This window comes from Geobacillus sp. FSL K6-3411 (assembly GCF_037965715.1).
Taxonomy (GTDB): Bacteria; Bacillota; Bacilli; order Bacillales; family Anoxybacillaceae; genus Geobacillus; species Geobacillus thermodenitrificans.
In genome coordinates, this window is record NZ_CP150187.1 from 591,217 (window position 1) to 612,425 (window position 21,209).

Annotated in this window: 17 protein-coding genes and 4 pseudogenes; 14 read left to right on the top strand and 7 right to left on the bottom strand. The window is 45.8% G+C overall.

The features are described 5' to 3' along the window. Positions 1 to 10: 10 nt before the first annotated feature. The 6 genes from NSQ22_RS02955 to nikC all read left to right on the top strand — a co-directional run bounded on the left by NSQ22_RS02955 (position 11) and on the right by nikC (position 7,559). Complete coding sequence (locus NSQ22_RS02955; RefSeq protein WP_087959872.1) at positions 11 to 1,753, top strand: ABC transporter ATP-binding protein; 1,743 nt, start codon at positions 11 to 13, stop codon at positions 1,751 to 1,753. Positions 1,754 to 1,956: 203 nt separating this feature from the next. Continuing rightward, positions 1,957 to 2,979, top strand: coding sequence for an ABC transporter ATP-binding protein (locus tag NSQ22_RS02960; protein WP_008881548.1), 1,023 nt, complete (start codon positions 1,957 to 1,959; stop codon positions 2,977 to 2,979). Then, positions 2,945 to 3,913 carry a dipeptide ABC transporter ATP-binding protein gene (locus NSQ22_RS02965; RefSeq protein ID WP_008881547.1) on the top strand — a complete coding sequence of 323 codons (969 nt, stop codon included), beginning with the start codon at positions 2,945 to 2,947 and terminating at the stop codon, positions 3,911 to 3,913. The genes NSQ22_RS02960 and NSQ22_RS02965 overlap by 35 nt, the downstream gene beginning before the upstream one ends. Before the next feature lie 47 nt (positions 3,914 to 3,960). Continuing rightward, positions 3,961 to 5,565 carry an ABC transporter substrate-binding protein gene (locus NSQ22_RS02970; protein WP_008881546.1) on the top strand — a complete coding sequence of 535 codons (1,605 nt, stop codon included), beginning with the start codon at positions 3,961 to 3,963 and terminating at the stop codon, positions 5,563 to 5,565. Positions 5,566 to 5,635: 70 nt separating this feature from the next. Beyond that, positions 5,636 to 6,640: an ABC transporter permease gene (locus tag NSQ22_RS02975; RefSeq protein ID WP_011886810.1), complete on the top strand. Its 1,005-nt coding sequence runs from the start codon at positions 5,636 to 5,638 to the stop codon at positions 6,638 to 6,640. Between the two features lie 19 nt (positions 6,641 to 6,659). Then, entirely contained in the window at positions 6,660 to 7,559 is a 900-nt protein-coding gene (nikC, locus tag NSQ22_RS02980) for a nickel transporter permease (RefSeq protein WP_008881544.1), read from the top strand. Positions 7,560 to 7,572: 13 nt separating this feature from the next. Here nikC and NSQ22_RS02985 read toward each other — a convergent pair whose 3' ends face one another. Together NSQ22_RS02985 and NSQ22_RS02990 are read right to left on the bottom strand one after the other, a co-directional pair. Next, on the bottom strand, positions 7,573 to 8,652 hold the full coding sequence (locus NSQ22_RS02985; RefSeq protein WP_008881543.1) for an aromatic acid exporter family protein: 1,080 nt from the start codon (positions 8,650 to 8,652) through the stop codon (positions 7,573 to 7,575). Between the two features lie 117 nt (positions 8,653 to 8,769). Beyond that, positions 8,770 to 9,825, bottom strand: coding sequence for a glutamate synthase (locus tag NSQ22_RS02990; protein ID WP_050772223.1), 1,056 nt, complete (start codon positions 9,823 to 9,825; stop codon positions 8,770 to 8,772). 298 nt (positions 9,826 to 10,123) lie between these two features. On the opposite strand from NSQ22_RS02990, the pseudogene NSQ22_RS02995 reads away from it, so the two are divergent. Further along, a pseudogene (locus NSQ22_RS02995) lies at positions 10,124 to 11,640 on the top strand (IS1182 family transposase). A 110-nt stretch (positions 11,641 to 11,750) separates the two neighbouring features. Here the strand turns inward: NSQ22_RS02995 and NSQ22_RS03000 are convergent. After that, positions 11,751 to 12,278, bottom strand: a complete 528-nt coding sequence (locus tag NSQ22_RS03000; RefSeq protein ID WP_060476368.1) for an IS630 family transposase — start codon at positions 12,276 to 12,278, stop codon at positions 11,751 to 11,753. Then, the gene (locus NSQ22_RS03005; protein WP_014195313.1) at positions 12,278 to 12,808 is read right to left on the bottom strand and encodes an IS630 family transposase; all 531 of its coding nucleotides are present in this window, start codon (positions 12,806 to 12,808) and stop codon (positions 12,278 to 12,280) included. Before NSQ22_RS03005 ends, NSQ22_RS03000 begins: the two co-directional genes overlap by 1 nt. A gap of 51 nt (positions 12,809 to 12,859) precedes the next feature. On the opposite strand from NSQ22_RS03005, the gene NSQ22_RS03010 reads away from it, so the two are divergent. Beyond that, entirely contained in the window at positions 12,860 to 13,129 is a 270-nt protein-coding gene (locus NSQ22_RS03010) for a S8 family serine peptidase (RefSeq protein WP_190300611.1), read from the top strand. Between the two features lie 13 nt (positions 13,130 to 13,142). Beyond that, positions 13,143 to 13,259 (top strand): annotated as a pseudogene (locus NSQ22_RS03015) (SAR2788 family putative toxin); the annotation flags it as partial. 159 nt (positions 13,260 to 13,418) lie between these two features. Here the strand turns inward: NSQ22_RS03015 and NSQ22_RS03020 are convergent. After that, positions 13,419 to 14,585, bottom strand: a complete 1,167-nt coding sequence (locus tag NSQ22_RS03020) for an IS256 family transposase (RefSeq protein ID WP_339264157.1) — start codon at positions 14,583 to 14,585, stop codon at positions 13,419 to 13,421. 107 nt (positions 14,586 to 14,692) lie between these two features. On the opposite strand from NSQ22_RS03020, the pseudogene NSQ22_RS03025 reads away from it, so the two are divergent. The 3 genes and pseudogenes from NSQ22_RS03025 to NSQ22_RS03035 form a co-directional block, all read left to right on the top strand. Then, positions 14,693 to 15,373, top strand: a pseudogene (locus NSQ22_RS03025) (SAR2788 family putative toxin); the annotation flags it as partial. 20 nt (positions 15,374 to 15,393) lie between these two features. Continuing rightward, positions 15,394 to 15,915, top strand: coding sequence for a hypothetical protein (locus tag NSQ22_RS03030; RefSeq protein ID WP_008881969.1), 522 nt, complete (start codon positions 15,394 to 15,396; stop codon positions 15,913 to 15,915). 390 nt (positions 15,916 to 16,305) lie between these two features. Then, entirely contained in the window at positions 16,306 to 16,698 is a 393-nt protein-coding gene (locus tag NSQ22_RS03035) for an HNH endonuclease signature motif containing protein (protein WP_339264159.1), read from the top strand. A 189-nt stretch (positions 16,699 to 16,887) separates the two neighbouring features. On the opposite strand, the gene NSQ22_RS03040 is transcribed toward NSQ22_RS03035, so the two are convergent. After that, complete coding sequence (locus NSQ22_RS03040; RefSeq protein ID WP_172437878.1) at positions 16,888 to 18,555, bottom strand: IS1634 family transposase; 1,668 nt, start codon at positions 18,553 to 18,555, stop codon at positions 16,888 to 16,890. A 192-nt stretch (positions 18,556 to 18,747) separates the two neighbouring features. Here NSQ22_RS03040 and NSQ22_RS03045 point away from each other — a divergent pair. Then, positions 18,748 to 19,053: pseudogene (locus NSQ22_RS03045) on the top strand (cysteine peptidase family C39 domain-containing protein); the annotation flags it as partial. Here NSQ22_RS03045 and NSQ22_RS03050 read toward each other — a convergent pair. After that, positions 19,023 to 20,156, bottom strand: a complete 1,134-nt coding sequence (locus NSQ22_RS03050; RefSeq protein ID WP_015374614.1) for an IS4-like element IS5377 family transposase — start codon at positions 20,154 to 20,156, stop codon at positions 19,023 to 19,025. The pseudogene NSQ22_RS03045 and the gene NSQ22_RS03050 overlap by 31 nt on opposite strands. A 116-nt stretch (positions 20,157 to 20,272) precedes the next feature. Here NSQ22_RS03050 and NSQ22_RS03055 point away from each other — a divergent pair, with 116 nt between their 5' ends. Then, the gene (locus NSQ22_RS03055) at positions 20,273 to 21,199 is read left to right on the top strand and encodes an ABC transporter transmembrane domain-containing protein (RefSeq protein ID WP_339264598.1); all 927 of its coding nucleotides are present in this window, start codon (positions 20,273 to 20,275) and stop codon (positions 21,197 to 21,199) included. Positions 21,200 to 21,209 lie beyond the last annotated feature (10 nt).

Here is a 21,209-nt window from a genome sequence, read left to right on the forward strand (position 1 = left end):
GGGGATCTCCATGGGAAGTATCCGTCGTTACTGGCAGTTTGTCCGTCCTTACCGTTGGCATATCGCTGCCACAATGGTTATTGGCATCATAAAATTTTCTATTCCGTTACTCATTCCATTGTTGTTGAAATTCGTCGTTGATGACGTGATCGCCAATCACGCACTTTCACTTGAAGAGAAAACAAACCGCCTTTGGCAGGCGCTCGCCTTTATGCTGATCGTCTTTCTTGTCATTCGGCCGTTTGTCGAATATTACCGGCAATATTTCGCGCAATGGACAGCAAGCAAAGTGTTATACGATATTCGTCAGCAACTATTTCATCATATGCAAAAGTTGAGTGTTTCGTATTATGCGAACCACCGGACGGGTGAGGTGATCTCGCGCGTTATCAATGATGTTGAGCAGACAAAAGAATTTATTATTACTGGGTTGATGAATTTATGGATCGATATGGCAACGATCTTGATCGCCCTCGTGATTATGGTGAACATGGATGTCAAAATGACGCTTATTTCTGTCAGTACGCTGCCGCTTTACGCGTTTGCGGTCAAATATTTTTTTGGCCGCCTGCGTCAGCGCACCCGTCAGCGTTCACAGGCGCTCGCTGAATTGCAGGCATATTTGCACGAGCGAGTGCAAGGGATGCCGGTCGTGAAAAGCTTTGCGATTGAAGACGAAGAACAGCGGCGTTTTTCAAAGCAAAACGGTCATTTTTTAACGAAGGCGCTTATACATACGAGTTGGAACGCTAAATCGTTTGCAGCGGTCAATACGATTACCGACATCGCGCCGATCGTGGTCATCATCTATGCGGGGTATGAAGTGATCACTGGACAGATGACCGTCGGTACCATGGTGGCCTTTGTCGGTTATATCGAGCGGCTGTATACACCGCTTCGTCGCCTGGTTAATGCCTCGACGACGTTGACGCAGTCGTTTGCCTCGATGGATCGCGTGTTTGAATTTTTGGATGAGCGGTATGATATTGATGATGCGCCACAGGCGATTGAGTGTCGCTGTGTGAAAGGCGATATCGTCTTTGACCGCGTCACGTTCGCCTATCACGACGGTGGGCCGCTGGTGCTTCGCGATGTGTCGTTTTCCGTCAAAGCGGGGGAAACGGTCGCCTTAGTCGGTCCAAGCGGTGGTGGCAAATCAACGCTTGTTAGCTTAATTCCGCGTTTTTACGATGTGACCGATGGCCGCATTTTGCTTGATGGCATGGACATTCGCTCGTTTCGCGTCCGCAGCTTGCGCGATCAAATTGGCCTTGTGTTTCAAGACAACTTTTTGTTCAGTGATTCAGTGAAAGAGAATATTTTGCTCGGCAAGCCGGACGCGACGGATGAGGAAGTCATCGCTGCGGCGAAAGCAGCGAACGCTCACGAGTTTATTATGAGTTTGCCCGACGGCTATGACATGAGAGTCGGTGAGCGCGGCGTCAAGCTTTCCGGCGGGCAAAAACAGCGGATTGCCATCGCTCGCGTGTTTTTGAAAAATCCACCGATTTTCATTTTTGACGAGGCGACGTCGGCGCTCGATTTGGAAAATGAGCAATACATTCAAGAAGCGCTTGATCGTTTGGCGAAAAACCGCACGACGTTTGTCGTCGCCCATCGTTTGTCGACGATCACCCATGCTGATCGCATTTTGTTCATCGAAAACGGGCAAATTGTCGAAAGCGGCACGCATGAGGAACTCATGGCGAAACGAGGGAGCTATTACGAGTTGTTTATGGTTCAACACTTATGATAGTAAACAAAAATATTAATATTATTGAAAAACATAAAAAAAGCGGTTTTGCCTTAGGCAAAGCCGTTTTTTATTGTTTTATTTCTTTTTAGATAATTTTAATTTTTTATAATATTATATTGTATTATAGTATGATGCATGTCATAATTTTGTTGAGAGAGAAAAAGTTTCATGAAATGGGGTTATGAGGGGGGAGGGGGAGGATGGAAGCACCTTTATTGGAAGTTCGGGGGCTTCGAACCTCTTTTTTTACAGATGACGGGGAGATTCCCGCTGTCGATGGTGTTGACTTTTCTGCTCGTGAGGGTGAAGTGCTCGGTATCGTCGGGGAGTCTGGATGCGGAAAAAGCGTCACATCGCTGTCAATCATGGGATTATTGCCAAAAGGAATCGGCAAGGTGGTCGGCGGTGAGATTTGGTTTAAAGGTGAGAATTTAGTCGAAGCCTCAGAGCGACGGATGAAGCAAATCCGTGGGAATGAGATCGCCATGATTTTTCAAGAGCCGATGACGTCATTAAACCCATTATTCACCATTGGCGATCAGCTAGTTGAGGCGATTCGTCTTCATACAAAAATAAGGAAAAAAGAAGCGAGAGCACGGGCGGCAGAAATGCTCAAACTTGTCGGATTGCCGCGCGCCGAACAAATGCTGGATGAATATCCGCATCAGTTGTCAGGCGGTATGCGTCAGCGGGTGATGATTGCCATGGCGATGGCGTGCCAACCGGCGCTTTTGATCGCTGATGAACCGACGACAGCGCTTGATGTGACGATTCAAGCACAAATTTTAGCGTTGATGAAAGAATTAAACCGGACGTTCGGCACAGCGATTATGATGATTACTCATGATTTGGGAGTTGTGGCTGAAATATGTGATCGTGTGATCGTGATGTATGCCGGTCAAATTGTTGAAGAGGGAAGTGTTCAGGCGATTTTTCGACGGCCACAGCACCCGTACACCGCCGGTTTAATTCGCTCGATTCCCGATATCCGTGGTAAAAAGGAGCGTCTGTACTCCATTCCTGGACAAGTGCCGAAGCCGGGGAGCGTTCGCTGTGGTTGCCGGTTCGCTGAGCGGTGTGAATATGTGTTTGACCGCTGTCGTCAAGAGGATCCGCAGCTATATGAAACGGGCGAACAAGGACATCGCACCCGTTGCTTTTTGGCGCTAGAGAAGGGAGGGGGAGTCGATGAGCGACCTGTTGCTCGAAGTGAAAGGGCTTAAAAAATATTTTCCGATTACCGGTGGCATTTTTGGCAAACAAATCGGAATGGTGAAAGCGGTTGATGATGTGACATTTACCGTATATCGCGGCGAGACACTTGGGATCGTCGGTGAGTCCGGTTGTGGCAAGTCGACGACAGGACGAATGCTGATGAGACTGATTGAGCCGACGGATGGTTCGATCACTTTTGAAGGAAAAGAGGTAACGGCTTTATCCAAAACAGAGTTGCGTCGGTTGCGGCGCGATATGCAAATGATTTTCCAAGATCCGTTTGCCTCCCTCAATCCGCGCCATACGGTGGAAAAAATTTTAGAGGAGCCGTTGATTGTTCATGGCATCGGGTCGAAAGAAGAGCGGAAGCGTCGGGTGCGTGAGATGCTTGAAGTTGTCGGGCTCGGTTCGTATCATGCGAAACGTTACCCGCACCAATTTAGCGGCGGTCAGCGCCAACGCATCGGCATCGCGCGGGCACTGATGACCAATCCGAAGCTGATTATCGCCGATGAGCCGGTCTCAGCGCTCGATGTGTCGATTCAAGCACAAGTGCTTAATTTGCTTGAAGATTTGCAGAAACAGTTTGGCCTTACATATATTTTCATTGCTCATGATTTGGGAGTGGTACGGCATATTAGCGACCGAGTCGGCGTCATGTATCTAGGAAGGATGGTCGAACTAGCGGACAGTGAGTCGCTATATGAAGCGCCGAAACATCCGTATACGAAGGCGCTTTTGTCTGCTGTGCCGATTCCCGATCCGGACCATAAAGCGGAGCGTCAGCTACTCTCCGGTGATTTGCCGAGCCCGGCCAATCCACCGCAAGGGTGCGCATTCCATACGCGCTGCTCGGCTTGTATGGACATTTGTCGTGCTCAACGTCCAGCATTAAAAGAAGTAGCGACTGGACATTACGTCGCCTGCCATTTATATGAATAAACAGCAGGCGGTGTGATGATAGACAAAACAAGTAAGGGGGAGAAACGATGAGAAGAAACAAATGGTTTACCTGGCTGGCCATGCTGCTTGCCGTTGTGCTTGTCTTTGCCGGCTGCAGCAAGCCGAAGGAAAGCACAGGGGGCAGCAGCGAAAAACCATCGGCCCAAGACACTCTTGTCTATGGCCGCGGTGGCGATTCGGTATCGCTTGACCCGGCGACAGTGACGGATGGTGAGTCGCTCAAAGTCACGAAAAACATTTTTGACACACTGCTTGACTACAACGATAACGACACATCCGTTAAGCCAGCATTGGCGACGAAGTGGACGGTTTCTGAGGATGGACTGACGTACACTTTCGAGTTGCGTCAAGGTGTAAAGTTTCATGATGGCACGGATTTTAACGCTGAAGCAGTTGTATTCAACTTTGAGCGTTGGGCAAACGGCAATGAAGACAAGTTCCCATACTATGGCTCGATGTTTGGCGGCTATAAAAATGATGAAGGCCATGTCATTAAAGAGGTGAAAGCGATTGATGACTATACCGTACAGTTTGTGCTGAAGCGTCCGCAAGCGCCGTTCTTGAAAAATATCGCCATGCCGCCGTTTGCCATTGCCAGCCCAGAAGCTGTGAAAAAATACGGTGACAAATTTGGCGAACATCCGGTTGGCACCGGACCGTTTATCTTTAAAGAGTGGAAACGAAACGAACGGATCATGCTTGAGAAAAATAAAGAATATTGGGAAAAAGGTTATCCGAAGTTGAATCAGCTTATTTTCGTTTCCATTCCGGACAACTCAGCGCGCCTCAATGCCCTTTTAAAAGGGGAAATCGATATCATGGAAGACTTGAACCCGACGGACTTAAAACAAGTGGAAGGAAACAAAGAGTTTCAAATTTTTAAGCGTCCGTCGATGAACGTCGCCTATGTTGGACTGACAGCGACGAGAGGCCCTCTGAAAAACAAACTGGTGCGCCAAGCGTTGAACCATGCAGTCGATAAGAAAGCAATCATCGATGCGTTTTACGCCGGACAGGCGGAAGTGGCAAAAAATCCGATGCCACCGAGCATTCCAGGGTATAACGATGCCATTCAAGACTACCCGTTTGATCTAGAAAAAGCCAAACAATTGCTCGCGGAGGCCGGATACCCGAACGGCTTTGAAATCGAACTTTGGGCGATGCCGGTGCCGCGTCCGTATATGCCGGATGGGCAAAAAATCGCTGAAGCCATTCAAGCAAACTTTGCCAAAATCGGTGTCAAAGCGAAAATTGTGTCATATGAATGGGCGACTTACTTAGAGAAGCTCGCTAAAGGGGAAGCGGATACCTTCATGCTCGGTTGGACCGGCGACAACGGTGATGCGGATAACTTCCTATACGCGCTCCTTGACAAAGACAGCATTGGCAGCAACAACTACACGTATTTTGCGAACGATGAGCTTCATAACATTTTAGTTGAGGCGCAAACAGTCAGCGATGAAAATAAACGCAATGAGCTGTATAAACAGGCACAAGAAATTATTAAAGAAGAGGCACCGTGGATTCCGCTCGTTCACTCGACTCCGCTGTTAGCCGGCAAGACAAATATTCAAGGGTTTCATCCGCATCCGACTGGCTCAGACAAATTTACAAAAGTGGAATTTCAATAATCAGTTGGGAGAGGGGAAGGAGCGCATCTTCCCCTCTTTGTTTACCGCACGTTAAGGGAGGGATACTTGGGTGCTGTCGTATATAGTGAGAAGGGTGCTGATGATTATTCCCGTCTTATTTGGCATGTCGTTAGTTGTGTTTTTTATGATCCGAGCGATTCCTGGCAACCCCGCACAAGTCATTTTAGGACAAAAGGCGACGAAGGAAGCAGTGGCGGCTTTGACCCATAAACTTGGATTGGACGAGCCTTGGTATGTCCAATATGTCAAATATATTGGCGGGTTGCTGCGTGGCGACTTAGGGGAGTCTATTCGCACCGGCGCTCCCATCGCCGAAGAAATTTGGCCGTATTTGGCGGCAACGCTCGAGCTGTCGTTAGCAGCAATGTTGATTGCTGTTGTGATTGGTGTCAACGCCGGCATTATTAGCGCTTGGTTTCAGCATTCATGGTTCGATTATATTGCGATGGTATTAGCGTTAATCGGCGTTTCGATGCCCATTTTTTGGCTTGGGTTGATGGAGCAGTGGTTGTTTTCGATTCAGCTCGACTGGCTGCCGACGTCAGGTCGGGAGGACGTGCGTAACCCCATTGAGCCGATTACCCATCTCTACTTGATCGATACACTGCTCAGTGGAAATACGGAGCAGTTTTGGCAAGTCGTCCAACATCTCGTGTTGCCGAGTATGGCGTTAGCGACGATTCCGATGGCGATTATTGCCCGCATGACACGCTCTAGCATGCTCGAAGTGATGAAATCGGATTATATCCGCACCGCAAGAGCGAAAGGGGTAAGCATGTTTTGGGTTGTGTATAAGCATTCGTTAAAAAACGCCATTATTCCCGTATTGACTGTCATCGGCTTGCAAACAGGGCTATTGCTTGGCGGAGCAATTTTGACGGAAACGATTTTCAGCTGGCCTGGCATTGGACGTTATATTTATGATGCAATCGGTTACCGAGATTATCCAGTTATTCAATCAGGAATTTTAATTATTGCTGCCATTTTCATTTTCATTAATTTAATCGTTGACTTGCTTTATGCAGCGATTGATCCGCGTATTAAGTACAATTAACGAAGAGGGAGGCGTGTGTATGGCTGAATTAGCGCGCACACCGGCAACGCCACCGACAGCGATTGAGGAAGAAAGAACTGTTTCATTATGGGGAGAAGCTTGGCAACGGTTTCGAAAGAATAAAATCGCGCTTGTTGGGACAGGGATCGTCTTATTTTTTATTATGATCGCCATCTTGGCGCCCTGGTTGGCGCCGTATGACTACAAAGAACAGCAGTTGGCTGAGCGGCTGCAACCGCCTTCGAGTGAGCACTGGTTTGGAACGGATGATTTTGGCCGCGATATTTTCTCCCGTGTGATTTATGGAGCGCGCATTTCATTATGGGTAGGGTTTTTCTCTGTGCTCGGGTCGATCGTTGTCGGCTCATTGCTTGGCATTATCGCTGGCTACTACGGCAGATGGATCGATGGAGTGATTTCACGACTATTTGATATTATGCTAGCATTTCCGAGCATTTTATTAGCGATCGGCATCGTTGCGGTGCTCGGCCCGTCTTTGCAAAATGCCCTTATTGCCATTGCTGTCATTAATGTGCCGAACTTCGGCCGTTTAATCCGTTCTCGCGTGTTAAGCATTAAGCAGGAGGAATACATTATGGCGGCAAAAGCAATCGGTATGAGCGATTGGCGCATTTTGTTTCACCATATTTTGCCCAACAGCCTAGCGCCGATTATTGTTCAAGGGACATTGGCGATCGCTACTGCCATTATCGAAGCGGCGGCACTTGGCTTTTTAGGATTAGGGGCACAGCCGCCAAACCCAGAGTGGGGGAAAATGTTGTCCGATGCGAAAGATTTTTTAACGCAAGCACCGTGGACGATGATTTTTCCAGGACTGGCGATTATGTTAACCGTGCTCGGTTTTAACTTAATGGGTGACGGGCTGCGCGATGCGCTTGACCCACGGATGAAAAGCTAAAACAGGCGGCCCGCTATGAGCGGCCGCCTGTTGACTTTTCGAGCTGTTTCGTCAGCTCCTCATCATAATGGTAATGGTGGAAGCTATCAATTAACTTATCTAAATGCTCAAGCCGATCCCCGTAATCGATGATCGCTCCAATTAAGGAGAACAACCGGTACTCAGCGGGCAGCTGTCCTTCGGAGTAAAAGGTCGCCGCGAGCCGTTCACGCTGGCGGTATATTTCTTCGGCTCTCTTGTTATGGGGAAGCGGTTTTGCCTTATGGATAAATTTCAGCAATAGCTGCTCATGATAGTCAAGCAAGTGGCTGAGATGCAAGCTGATGGCTTGGTGGAGCTCAGCAGGCAGACGTCCGAGCTCGTTTTCAAGGCGATGAAGCCATTTTAATACTGACAGCGCTCGGTCAGCCGCAGCAATCATCTGGCGGTATAAAACGAGCTTGCGCGATTTTTGGAAGCGCTGGCGACGGAAATACGTGCGCTCTTCCTTATACATGAAATAAAGATGCTTGAGTTTCGTCATTTCATCGAGCAACGTTTCGATTTCATCTTTTAAATGATGATGGTCGGCAACTTGTTGCTTATGCAGTCGGATCCATTTTAAAATCGTTTCCGTCTCACCACTAATTTTTTCGTACAACTTTTTTTCGTACTTTGGCGGCAAGAAAATCAAGTTGACGAGAAAGGCGGCGAAAATGCCGAGCATAATGGTTAAAAAGCGGATAGCTGCAAATTCGATAAACTGGCGTTCCGTATATTCCATAATCGCGATAACGGTCACAAGCGCCACCGAAATCGTCGACGATTCAAGACGCATTTTTAGGCAAAGAGCGATGACGATCATGAGCGTCAAGCCGACGATAAGTGGGTCACGGCCAAGGATGAGAACCGCGGTGATTGCGAACAAGGCGCCGATCACGTTCGCTTGTACTTGTTCAATTAATGATAAGTAGGAACGATAAATGGTCGGCTGCATGGCGAACACCGCAGAAATGCCGGCAAACACTGGTGATGGAAAATGAAAAAGCGCCGCTAAAAACAGAGCCAACGCCACGGCGATTCCCGTTTTAAAAATGCGGGCACCGAGCTTCATCTATGGAAATCTCTCCTTTTCGATTTGGTAAACCATTCTGTACTATACACACTTTTATCTATGAGTTCAAGGGGAAAATATAACGCCCCGCCGAAATCGGCAGAGCGTTGAAAAGATTCAGAAGGCAGTCTTGCTATTGGCGGTGCGTCGGTTAGAGAGGCGGGTATTCATTTCCTGATAAAAACGGGTTCCATCAAGCCATTGTGTTTGCCCGGCAGCAGAGCGGATGAGCGCTAGCGGCTGCCCTGGAGTCAGCGACTTGGCGGTGTCGCCATATGGCTTGGAGGTGATGAACACACGGGAAGGAGTGTCCATTTTCCAAAGCGACTCGGCGGTGTTGGCAATCCATATGGCTTCCTGTTCCGAACAGGCGGCAAAAAGAACATGTGGTTGTTCCAGCGGCGACAATCCGTTTTGTTTAGCCTTATTTGGCATGAAAGCAAGTCCGACTGCTTCGAGCAGGCTGTAACCGTCAATGTAAATGAGCGTCTCGACTGCCGAAATAGACGTTTTAGCGCTATGAACAAGCATGCCGGCTGAACCGAGACGCTTATAGCAAAGAGGCGCGCCTGCTTGCCCGACATAAGCGAACGTAGCAGTTGAGGCGAGGAATGGATGAGATACATCCGGTTCGCGCAGCAATTGGGCTAATGTGTCAGCTTGATAGACCACATGGGTATGGCTAAGCGAGGCGACGCGGACGATTGAATCGCGCTCCATTGCCGCCATCAAGCGGAACAAACGGTCGGATAAGGAAAACACATCCCTCGGCAACATAGCGATTTGTAAAAACAAGGTATTGCCATCCGAGGATGGTCGGATGGATTCGAAAAGAAGAACAAAGCCGAACTGTTTGCAAAGTTGGCGGAGATGCACCCGAATCGGATCTGCGTCAGCCGACCGAGAAATGTGTACATGGCCGACGATGAAATGATCATTTGTTGCAATTTCTGGGTTTTGTCCGGCGTTGGCAAGTTTCTCCATCCATAGCTTGCGTGGGATATCGAGTTGGATGATGACGTTCCCTTTTGCCGGATGCCCCCATTGCGCAAGCGCCCCAAGGACGGATTGGACATGCTCGTTAGTCGGGATGTCCTGCTTTTCTACTGCCGCCAACAAAAAAGCACCTCGTTGTTCTGCTGCGTTTGGCGAACGATGTGTGTGTTGCTCCATATATACTAGGCGCGGTCGGGAGGGGGTTCTCCCATCGGCGCCGGTCACCTCCTCGAATGGCTTGCTGGATGAAAAATGACAGTCTTAATTTTCAGAATTTGTTGTTTATCATATCATGTGGGTTGCAGGAAATCAATGGTTCCTTATCTTGTGGCGGTATTGTTCACAAAATTGTCAACATCAGCAGTCGTATAAATAAACAGCGCCCGCCTAGCAGCGGGCGCTTCAGCTTGTCGACAAAGTCGACAAGCTGTTTTATTATGAAGGTAAGACGAGGGAGAAATGGAGGAAAGGAACGATGCTTCGGCCACACCAAGAAGATGGGCGCTATACCGAAACCACGGTGAAACTGGATGATCTGGTTCCAGAGGATCACTTGGTAAGAAAGCTGGATGCGGCCATTGATTTTTCTTTTATCTATGATGTGGTGAAAGATCTCTACTCTCCTGATCATGGACGTCCGAGCATTGATCCAGTGATGTTGTTTAAAATGTATTTGATTCAGTATGTATTTGGGATTCGCTCCATGCGTGAAACCGTCGAACAAATCCGAACCAACGTCGCCTACCGTTGGTTTTTAGGACTTAGTCTTCATGATCCCGTTCCTCATCACTCGACGCCAAGTAAAAACTATGCGCGTCGTTTCGCTGGAACGGATGTATTCCATCAAATTTTTTCACGGATTTTAAAAGAAGCCTTTGAACACGGATTGGTAGATTCGAGTGTCTTGTACGTAGACTCCACTCATGTCAAAGCAAGCGCCAATAAAAAGAAGTTTACAACGGAAATGGCAGAAGTCGAAGCCAAAGCCTACCAACAGGAACTCGAAAAAGAAATCGAACGGGATCGGATCGCTCATGGAAAATCGCCGTTGCCATCTGAGAAAAAAAAAAACGGGAAGTAAAAGTAAGCAAAACGGATCCGGAGAGCGGACTGTTGGTGAAAAATGAACGGGAGCGAGTGTTTGCCTATTCGTATCATACAGCTTGTGATCGCAACGGATGGATTCTACAGACCTACGTGACGGCAGCCAACGTCCATGACAGTCAAGCGTTTTTTGTGCTGTTCGAACGAGTGAAACGGGAAATCCAATCATGTCCGGAAGCCGTGTGTGTAGACGCAGGATATAAAACTCCTGCCATTGCCAAGTATTTACTCGAACAAGGGGTAAAGCCGATTTGGCCGTACACTCGCCCGAAAACAAAAGATGGATTCTTTCGGAAATCAGATTTTGTGTATGACGAATATTTTGATTGTTATCTATGCCCCAATGATCAAGTTCTATCTTACTCTACTACGAATCGGGAAGGGTACCGGGAATACAAATCGGACCCGGCGGTGTGCCGAAGCTGTCCGTATCTTCATCAGTGCACGCAAAGCAAGAGCTACACCAAAGTAGTCACTCGCCACGTATGGCAGGACTACTATGAAGAAGCAGAGCATTTGCGGTATGTTCCGGAATACCGGGAACTCTATGCCCTCCGAAAAGAGACGATTGAACGGGATTTCGCCGATATGAAAGAGAAGCATGGTCTGCGCTGGACGCATTACCGGGGATTGGAAAAAAATGAGGCGCAGGCGATGCTTGTTTGTGCTGCCATGAATTTAAAAAAACTGGCGAATTACCTATGGAAGGCGAAGCACCGCCCTTTCTTTTCCTTTGCATGGCTTCCCATCCTACCCACTTTTTTTGAAAACATAGTCTATTTATGGAACAAAATGGGTTTCAGACATTCGTCTGAAACCCATTTTGTCAACAGTCTGCAGCGCCCGCCTAGCAGCGGGCGCTTGAATGGCAGAGGCATGCCGGCCTAGAGCACTCGTGATTGAACCAGACAATGCGCGGCGTAAAGCTGTTTCTTTACTAATTGAAAAACGTTACCCGTGGTGCTATATACATGCAACATGAAGAGTTAACTTCTCAGTCATCCTGCACACCCTAAGCGCTGCAGCACTTCCTCCGGACGTTCGTGGATGTAGTTGACAAACCGAGTAATGGCTTGAATGATATCGTTGCGATCCTTGTGAAATACATTGGCAATCACCGTATCTTTCAGCCATTTCCATAAGCGTTCGATCGGGTTCAGCTGTGGCGAATAGGGAGGAAGGTAAATAAAGTGAAAACACTGCCCTTCTTCCCGCAAAAACTCCTTGACCATTTTGGCATGGTGAATGCGGGCGTTATCCAACACCAAGACCATGAGACGGTCCGGATAGCGCTCTTTGAGCATTCTCAAGAAATCCAAGAACGTCGCGGCATTGGCAGCGGTCGTTTGATGAAGCACCGTTTCGCCATCGTGGATGTTGACCGCGCCAAACAGCGATACGTGGGCATGATGGCCGAACGTCGGCACTTGTTTTTGGCGGCCGACTGCCGACCATGTGGACCGCAAGACATGGTAAGAGCGGATATGTGTTTCATCAAGGTACAACAAGACCGAATCAGGATCCATTAAGTTTTTTTTATGAAGTCGATCTGTTTCTCAAAATTCTTTTGTCGATCCGGATCGCCTTTGGCCAATGTGTAGGTCGGCCGTGTCCACGACAGCCCTTTGCGGTGCAGGAGTTTTCGCAACGCTTCGCGGGAAATGCAAACACCGAAGTGCTTTTCGACATAGGATTGCAGGAGTTTGGTGTTCCACGCCGAAGCGACGTCCCAGCCCAGTTCTACGGGAGTGGTGGTCAACACAAGCTGTTTGATCTCTTCCTGCTGTTCTTCGGTGAGAAACGGCTCCCGCCCGGGGGCGAAATCCCGATGAAGCAAGAGCTCCAGACCGCCTTCGTTGAACAGCGACACATAATGGGAAACGGTTTGTCGGCACACGTTGACCATGGAGGCCACCTCTTTGCCCAAATAGCCTTCCATGACCAGGCGAACCGCCATCACCCGTTGGCGAAGAAGGGTGTTTTTGATTTTCCGTTCCTGTTTGCGAAGTGTCCGAGGTGTCCATCCGTGATCGTTGGTGATTTTGAGACGTTTCATGCAGAATTCCGCTCCTTTTCCATGCTTTTCCTTAGGAGCAGTATAACCGGAGTGGGAACCACTTATACGAAGGTTAACTTTTCAATGAGCATATATATAACTACTACTAAAGATGGATCTTATTCAGTACATAGTGGCACTTCTTTAGCTGCAGCTCATGTAACAGGAGTAATTTCATGGATTATAGCAAATGAAGAAAGATATAATTTACAAGTAAATGATCCTAAACTAATAAAAAAGATTCGTGGAATATTAAAAAAGTATTCAATAGACCTTGGTGATCCAAACTACTATGGGAATGGGTTTATAAAATTAAATTAGGGGTGAATTGTTAATGATTAAGAGAATTATATCTATTATTCTATCAGTTGTTCTTTTTATTGGACTCTTACCAAATAAAGCTGTTTGGGCCAACGATTCTGTAGATGAAATACAACCGAATGAATACAGGGTACCGTCAAGAATTTTGTGTAATGTAAGATAGATAGGGTATCTCTGAAATGGATTTGGAATGGATAGGGAACCGGTTTCCTTCACACAAGAGACTGAATATTCAGTCTCTTGTGTGGAAAGGGAAAATCCCCTTATTTTGTTTATTTACAATATTTGGTTAACAATAACGTTCTTCAAACATTCGTTGAAGGGCTTCTTGCGCTTCGGCAAATCCTCGCAACTTTCGCCCTGCCCATTTCTCGTTAAAGTCCTGTATCGTCAAATATACGACTTTTTCAGCGGCTTCTAAACTGCTCAAACTGTTCATCGGTTTTAGGCGTTTCCGAATCTCCTTGATCGTTCGTTCGATGGCATTGGTCGTATAAATCACACTTCGAATACTGCTTGGATAGTCCATAAAGGTGAGAAGGACATCCAACTCATTTGCCCAAGATTGGACTTCCCTTGGGTATTTGTGAGACCATTTGGATTGAAACTGTTGAAACATCTCCAATGCGATTTCTTTATTCGGAGAACGATAAATGAGTTTCAGGTCCTCCGCCATTTCGAATTGATCTTTTTTCCGAACACGGCTGAGGGTGTTGCGGACTTTGTGCACGACACAGCGCTGCACATCGGCTTTCGGATACACCGCCTTAAAGGCTTCCTCCAACCCCGGAAGGCCATCGAAGACGCCAAGAAGCACTTCCTTGACGCCTCTTTTGTAGAGCTGTTGGAGAATCTCCTGCCATACATAGGCGCTTTCTTGTCCTCCTACGAAGAAATCAAGAATTTCACGATACCCTTCTTCGTTCACCCCCAATACCACATAAATAACTTCTTTCTCTACCGTATCCCGGCGAAGTTTCACGTACAAGCCGTCCAAATATAAGACCGAATAACGCTGGTGTAGTGGACGAGCGTGCCATTTCTCGATGTCTTCCTTCACGACATCGGTAATACGACTGATCGTTGCAGGAGAATAGGCATTGCCTAAAATTCGTTCAATAAACTTGCCAATTTCACGTGTGCTCATGCCACTTTGATACATCCTGATGATGGCTTCCTCAAGCCAGCCCGTGTGGCGTTGGTAAGGGGCAAACAGCTGCGTTTGAAATTCTCCGTTTCGGTCTCTAGGGACCAAAAGACCTTCAATCCGACCGTATTGCGTATCTAGATTTCTCTGATAGTAGCCGTTTCTCATATTCGACGTTCCAGCCTGTTCAATTTCGAGGAAATTTTTAATTTCTTCCCGCATGATCAGTTCTAATTTTTCCTTTACAAACTGACGAATAACACTTTCCAGTTGATTTGCCCAGTCTACATTCGGTATACTTTTAGACATAGGTAGGGTTCTCCTTTCTCTGGAATGTTTTGGTCCAAATCAGAGAATACCCTACCTTTTTTCTTTTGGTCTAGCAAAATGCTTTACACAAAATTTTATACATCATCGAATACAGAGATGATATAGACATTGTTGAAAATAACTCTGAAGAAATTGTAGCTGAAACAAATGTTTCAACGGTTGATGAAGATATAACTGTTTCTGCTTCCTGGGACAAAATAAACAATGAATTTATAATAACGTCAGTAGAAAAAGATTCAGAAGGAAATGAATTAGTTAAAGAATATGAAGTAGAGTTAAAAGAAGCATCAGAAGATAAAATTGTTGCTGTATTTAAAGATACTGAAACAAACGAAGAATTTGTGGTAAACTCAAATGAAGCTCATGCGTCGATGGCATTTCTAGCTCCAATTGGGGTTGTAATAGGTGAAGCGCTTTTATCTCATTTAATTGCTGCATCTGCTGCAGTGGTAATAGCAGGTGTAACATATACTGTTGCAAGTAAAGTTGCCAGTAAATTAAGAAATAAAAGTTATGATCACTATGCAGCTGTGATAAGAAAGGGAGACGTGTATATTGGTAATCCAATATCATACTCAGCCGCAGTTGCTAGAATGAAGTCTGGTGGCGATGTTTGGTCGAAATCATATTCTTTAGCTGCAAAAGTGGCTCGTGGAGCAGGAAATGGTAGGACTCCTGTGGGACCAGAGAGACACGGTAATGGTAAGCCAGGATACTATTGGCATTTTCATACTTATAACAGAAGTGGCGGGCATTCATTCTATTAATTTTAAAGGAGCAGATTCTTATGATTCAAAAATTATTTGATAAATATAAAGAGCTTAAAATTCCAAATAAATTTACACTTCAAGAAGTAGATTCTATACTTAAGGAAAAATATAATGCTGTAGAAATTGATAAACAGCAATATACTCATTTAAAAAAAGATCCTTACATTAATTATGAAAAAATTGCTAAATCTTACAAGTTAGAAGATAAAGATGTTTTAAGCAATCTGTTTAGTGATGAGGAAAAAAATAATTTTATCGAGATTATAAAAGAGAATAGTAATTATCCGATACACCCTGAAGAAGATTACAATAAAGCTCTTGAACAAAGAAATTTACAAGAAGGTAAATTACTCTTAATTTTTCTAGAGTCTGAAGATGGAAAATATATTAGTTCTTTTACATTACAGGGACAATGTGAAAAGCTATACAATGAGCTTGTAGTATTTAAAGGAATAGACCCCGATGAATGTGATATACAAAATGAAAACTTTGTACACTACTTAGAAGCTCTTTTAAAAGCTGGCTATATAAAAGAATAGTCTATTTGTTTAAAAGAAGACGGTGGCTTATTATATGTGCCATCGTCTTTATATTTTCATTACTCGTTTTATAAGATTAAGTTATAAAAAAAGATCTAAAATTGTCACTCAAATGACACCATATAGTTAAGAAGGAAATGTTCACCTTTTATCGAATTGAGTAGGCGAAAGGAGGGATAATAAATGATAAGTGAACCTAGAAGTAAATTAGATTATCTGTTAATTTATTTCGAACTTCTCTCTAAGATAAAATATGGTGATTCATATGTTAATTGGACTTCTCAAGAATTAGAAAGAGTATCTAAACAGATTCGCGAAGAAATAGAAAAACTTCGATGATTGAATGAAAAGCATCCCATTTCGGGGTGCTTTTTTATTTGGAGTGATTTTATGCCGAGCAGACCACTAAAACCATGCAACAAGATCGGTTGCACTAACTTAACAAGGGATAGATATTGTGAGCAACATAAACATCTATTCGAGCGAAGGAAACGGTCAAGGAAGAATGACAGGGACTATGACAAACACAAGCGCAACCAACAAGCAAGAGCCTTCTACCATAGTCGAGAGTGGGAAAGAACAAGACTGGCCGTGTTATCAAGAGATAACTACTTGTGCCAGCGATGCTTAAAGGAGAAACGGATTACAAGGGCGGTTGTCGTGGACCATATACGACCATTGCTTGTTGATTGGGAAAGACGGTTAGACATGAGCAATCTACAATCCCTGTGTGCTAGCTGCCATAACAAGAAGACGGCAGAGGACAAACGGCGGTATGGGTAGGGGCGGTCAAAAAAGTTTTGCAAGGGCCTACGGGACCGGCGGGGGCCAGGCAAACGCGCACAAAATTCGTTTTTTCTCATAAAAGGGGTAAGCAGGACCCGAGTTCGACAGTCACTAGGCAAACAAAATGCCTCTCGCCCCTTGATACAAAAGGGATCGGAGGCATTTGGGCACACTTCGGGCGTGTATCTAGGTGCGAGGGTGGATGCCTAGAATCTTTGGAGGAGGTTCCAGCCCTAGAGCCGCAAGGAATAGCGCTTGTTTGGCCGTCAGTTCGGTTCGTTGATAAAGGTCGCCGTTTTTTGAAGAAAAATGTCCAAGCATGAGACGCTCGCATTCGTCTCTTACTTTCGGCCACGATTCATGAGTTCGGATCTCCACGATCCGAACCAGCAAGAGAGCCAGCCAACTGAGCAGCACATGCGCCCGGATACGGTCTTCCAAGCGATGATACATGGGGCGCAGCTCGAGTGTTGATTTCAACGTCCGAAAGGCCTGCTCGATATCCACCAGTTGCTTATACCCGAGCGCGACATCCTCGGCAGACAAGGTGTCATCGGAGGTTCGGATGAGATATTTGCCATCGTACGTTTCCGCTTCACGAACCGCTTGCTTGTCGATGCGAAGCGTTCCATCCTTCAATTGACGCAAGTATTTTCCGTAGGACGGATGGGAACGCAGCCGGCAGGTGGCCTTATGATGAGCTTCATTGGGGAGTTGGCGAAGCCCCTCCAACTCCTCTTTCAGCGATTCGAGCAGCGTTTCCCGTTCCTTGCGTTGGCGTTCGGCTTCGCTGGGATTGTACACGAGAACATAGCGCTGACGCGCTTCTCCGTCGCCCACGATGATTTCTTTGATATGCAAGTTCTCGCGAACTTGTTGGTAGCGCCCGCGACGGTTTAGGGCCTCTTCGACGGCGGCTTTGCCGGACCGCATTTTTTCGCCGACAATGTAGTGTCCCCCGGCCTGTTGCAAGATTCGCAAATTCTCTTCAGACGAAAATCCGCGGTCCATCACGCTGATCACACGCCCAAGCTTCCAGCCAATCAAGTCTTGTTTCACCTGTTTGATGACCGTCATATCCATCGTATTGCCAGGCCATACCCAAGCGCGAATGGGGACTCCTTCCCGGGTAACGGCCAGTCCAATGACGATTTGGACCAAATCGGGACGCTTATCTTTGGAAAACCCCTGCTTTCGAAGCGATTCTCCTTCTGGTGTTTCGGATGGATCCACTTCGAAGTACGACGAAGTCGTATCAAAGTAAATCAAATCGACTTCCAGGTTCAATAAATCGGCCACGGCATGGAACACTTGGCGTTCCAATTCCGGCTGCACAGCCAGCAGCTCATCCATCGCCCGGTACAACTGGTGGCTGGCGACTTGGGGAAGATGAGGGATATGCACGTCTTTCTCCACCCACTCCTCCATCGCCAACTTGCTTGACGGATGAAGGGCACGATTCGCCACCATGGCAAAAATCAGCCGTTCCAACGGAATCTGATGATGTCGGGAGGCAAACAAGGAGTGGAGAATCTCTCCCAATCCCAGTTGTCTCCAGAGCTGATCCAAAAGCCAAGCGCCACCAAGGCGTTTGCTTGATTGAAACTGAAAGTCATCCGACACTTCTCCTGTCAACGTCTCGATTTCCCAAGCCTGCTCAGGAGAAAGGAATCGCGAAATGCTTTTGGCCAGACGCTCCAAGACAGCGCGATCCACCTCGTCTTCGCGCCCAAACGAATAAATCACCTTCGCTTTCGCATATTTGGCCTTCGGATCCCATTCGTTGTGAGCAAGCTGGAGATACGCCACGGTCGTTCCATCTTTGTTTTTGCGTGTTACTCGCCGTATGTACATGCCTATATTATAACCGATATTCAGCTGTTTTAAAAGTTAAAATAAACAAGTCGTGTGCCTATGAAATTCAGTGTTTTTTTCTAGGATCCGCATCGCGAAATCTTTGATATAACAGCATTTTGGCCATTTTCATTTGCCTAAAATGGCCTCAAAACTGTCGAACTCGGGACACAAGTTTACAAAAGAAAAGATTTATTTGAAGTTGATTCGCCAGTGATTGTTTATTGGGATCACTTTCATTATGTGGTATTAGAGAAAATAAATAAAAGGGGATACCATGTGTTGGATCCTGCTATTGGTCGATGCATTTATTCTAAAGAGGAGTTTCATAAACATTTCACAGGTTATTATTTGGAATTAAAACCCAACAATAATTTTAAAAGGAAGAAACCGAACAATGTTTGGCTACCATATCTAAAAATAGCCTTTGAGAAACCTAAATTATTATTTTCAGTCACGAGTGTTGATTATCCAAAATTAGACATACGCCTTCCATAAATTTGGGCATACTCAAACAAAGCAGCGGCCATCCCGGATTTCCAATCGAGAGGAAGCTGCCCAGAGAAAAAACGGCGAACGAACGAAATGAAGGAAAGAGAGACGTTCGTCTGTTTTTTGGTTTGATCATACAGCCATCGCAGCAACACATACGCGATGAACGCCGCAAACAGTTGGTTGTATACCGCATTTTCCGTCGTGCCAAACAAGGTCGGGACATTCAGATATTGCTTCACCCAACGGAAAAAGACCTCAACAGTCCAACGTTGTTGGTACATGTCGGCAATGGTTTCCGCAGACGCATGGAAGAGGTTCGTCACGACCCGAATGTCGCGGCCATTCGCATCTCGAAAGATCACCACCCGGTGACGCTTGGTGGAGCGGCATTGTTTCGTCCCCAACTGGCACGTGAAGTCGGCTTGAACCGATGAGGATGTGCTGGAAAGGCGTTTCAAGCTTTTTTTCTGATGAAGTTCGATGTTGTCCTTCATCCGAATGACAAAGAGCTGATGCTGCTCCACAAATCGATCGAGGCGTTCGATTTTGAAATACGCCCGGTCTTCCACCAGCACTTGTTGAGCGTTCGTCAACTGTTCTCCCACCGGGCCATCATGACGCAGTCCGATGGTTTCCACCACGTCTGCCGGCAACGAGGATTCCGGCGAATACGCGACGTGCAGCTTCACTCCGGCGCGTTCGCCGTGATACGGCGCCCATGGCAGGCGGTTTTTCCCGACCGTGACGGTCGTCGAATCCACCACCCGAAGCGGTTTGGGAAACCGAAGCGAGCGGCGGGTTTGGCGGTTGCACTTGGAAATGATCAACGCCAACAAGCGTTTCATGATGTCATAGGGAACTTCTTTCGCTTTCTTGGATACAGTTGAATAATGGAATCGCGGCAATCCATACAGAGGCCCCACATCGGCTCCGTGGCGAAAGCTTTTCCATTGATGCATGGCGGCCAGCAGGAAGAAGTGAATCAACTCGCGCAACGTAAAGGTTCGAGACGAATCACGATACCCAACCGCTTCGGCAATCAGTTGAATCTCTTCATCCGAAACAAGTTTTTGCATCAAATTCGGGAGTGTGGTATGCTTGTTCATAGAGAGCACCTCCTGGGTTTGTTTGTGTCGCTACTCACATTCTACAGGAAAGGTGCTCTTTTTTCTATACCCTTTGGATTTTATTGGATAATCAACACGCCTGATTTTCAGTATTAATTGGGTCAATGTTTATTCAATTACTGACTATAATAATGCCTTTACTTACAAAATTTGCAATAGATGAGATTGTTGGCTTAAATCATTACGAGTTTTTTTACAATTTTCTTCTCAGTATTATTTTTCTGGTTTTAATTAATGGAGTAATCCATTTTTTACGCGGCCGTTTTTTAGCCAATTTAAGGGTTCATCTTGATTGGAAATTAATGAGCAGGTTCTTTAAACATTTAATTAATTTACCTTTTCAGTACTTTCAAATGAGATCATTTGGAGATATAGTATACAGGGCAAATGCCCATATAATGATACGTGAACTTTTTTCTCAACAGACCATCATGAGTTTTTTAGATTCTACTTTAATTCTTATCATACTTGGATATATGGCAATAAATTCACCTTGGTTAACAGGATGGGTAATTTTATTTGGGTTATTGAATGTATTATTATTAACCTTAACACAAAATGCGATTAAGCAGCGCTCCGAAGAGGAATTATCTGAACAAGCTAAATTTCAAGATGCACAAGTTGAAACATTATATGGTATTTTTGGAATCAAAATGGCCGGTGTAGAACGACAAGTTTTTAATCAGTGGGAGCGCTTGTTAAAAAATCTATTAAGTGCATTTAAGAAAAAAGAATATTATTCTAATAAAATAAATGCTTGCATAGTGAGTTTGGAGCTGGCTGCTCCTTTAATAATTTTAGCTTTATCATTACACCAAGTTCAACTTGGAAACATTACTGTTGGGACAATGGTGGCATTCTATTCATTAACAGGGACTTTTTTCGGACTGGTATCTTCTTTAGTTGATACAGTACAAAGCATGATAATGATGGACACTTATTTACATAGGATAAATGATGTAATGGAAGCTCCAACAGAAAAAATGATGATGTATAAAATTTTGTGTAAAGCATTTTGCTAGACCAAAAGAA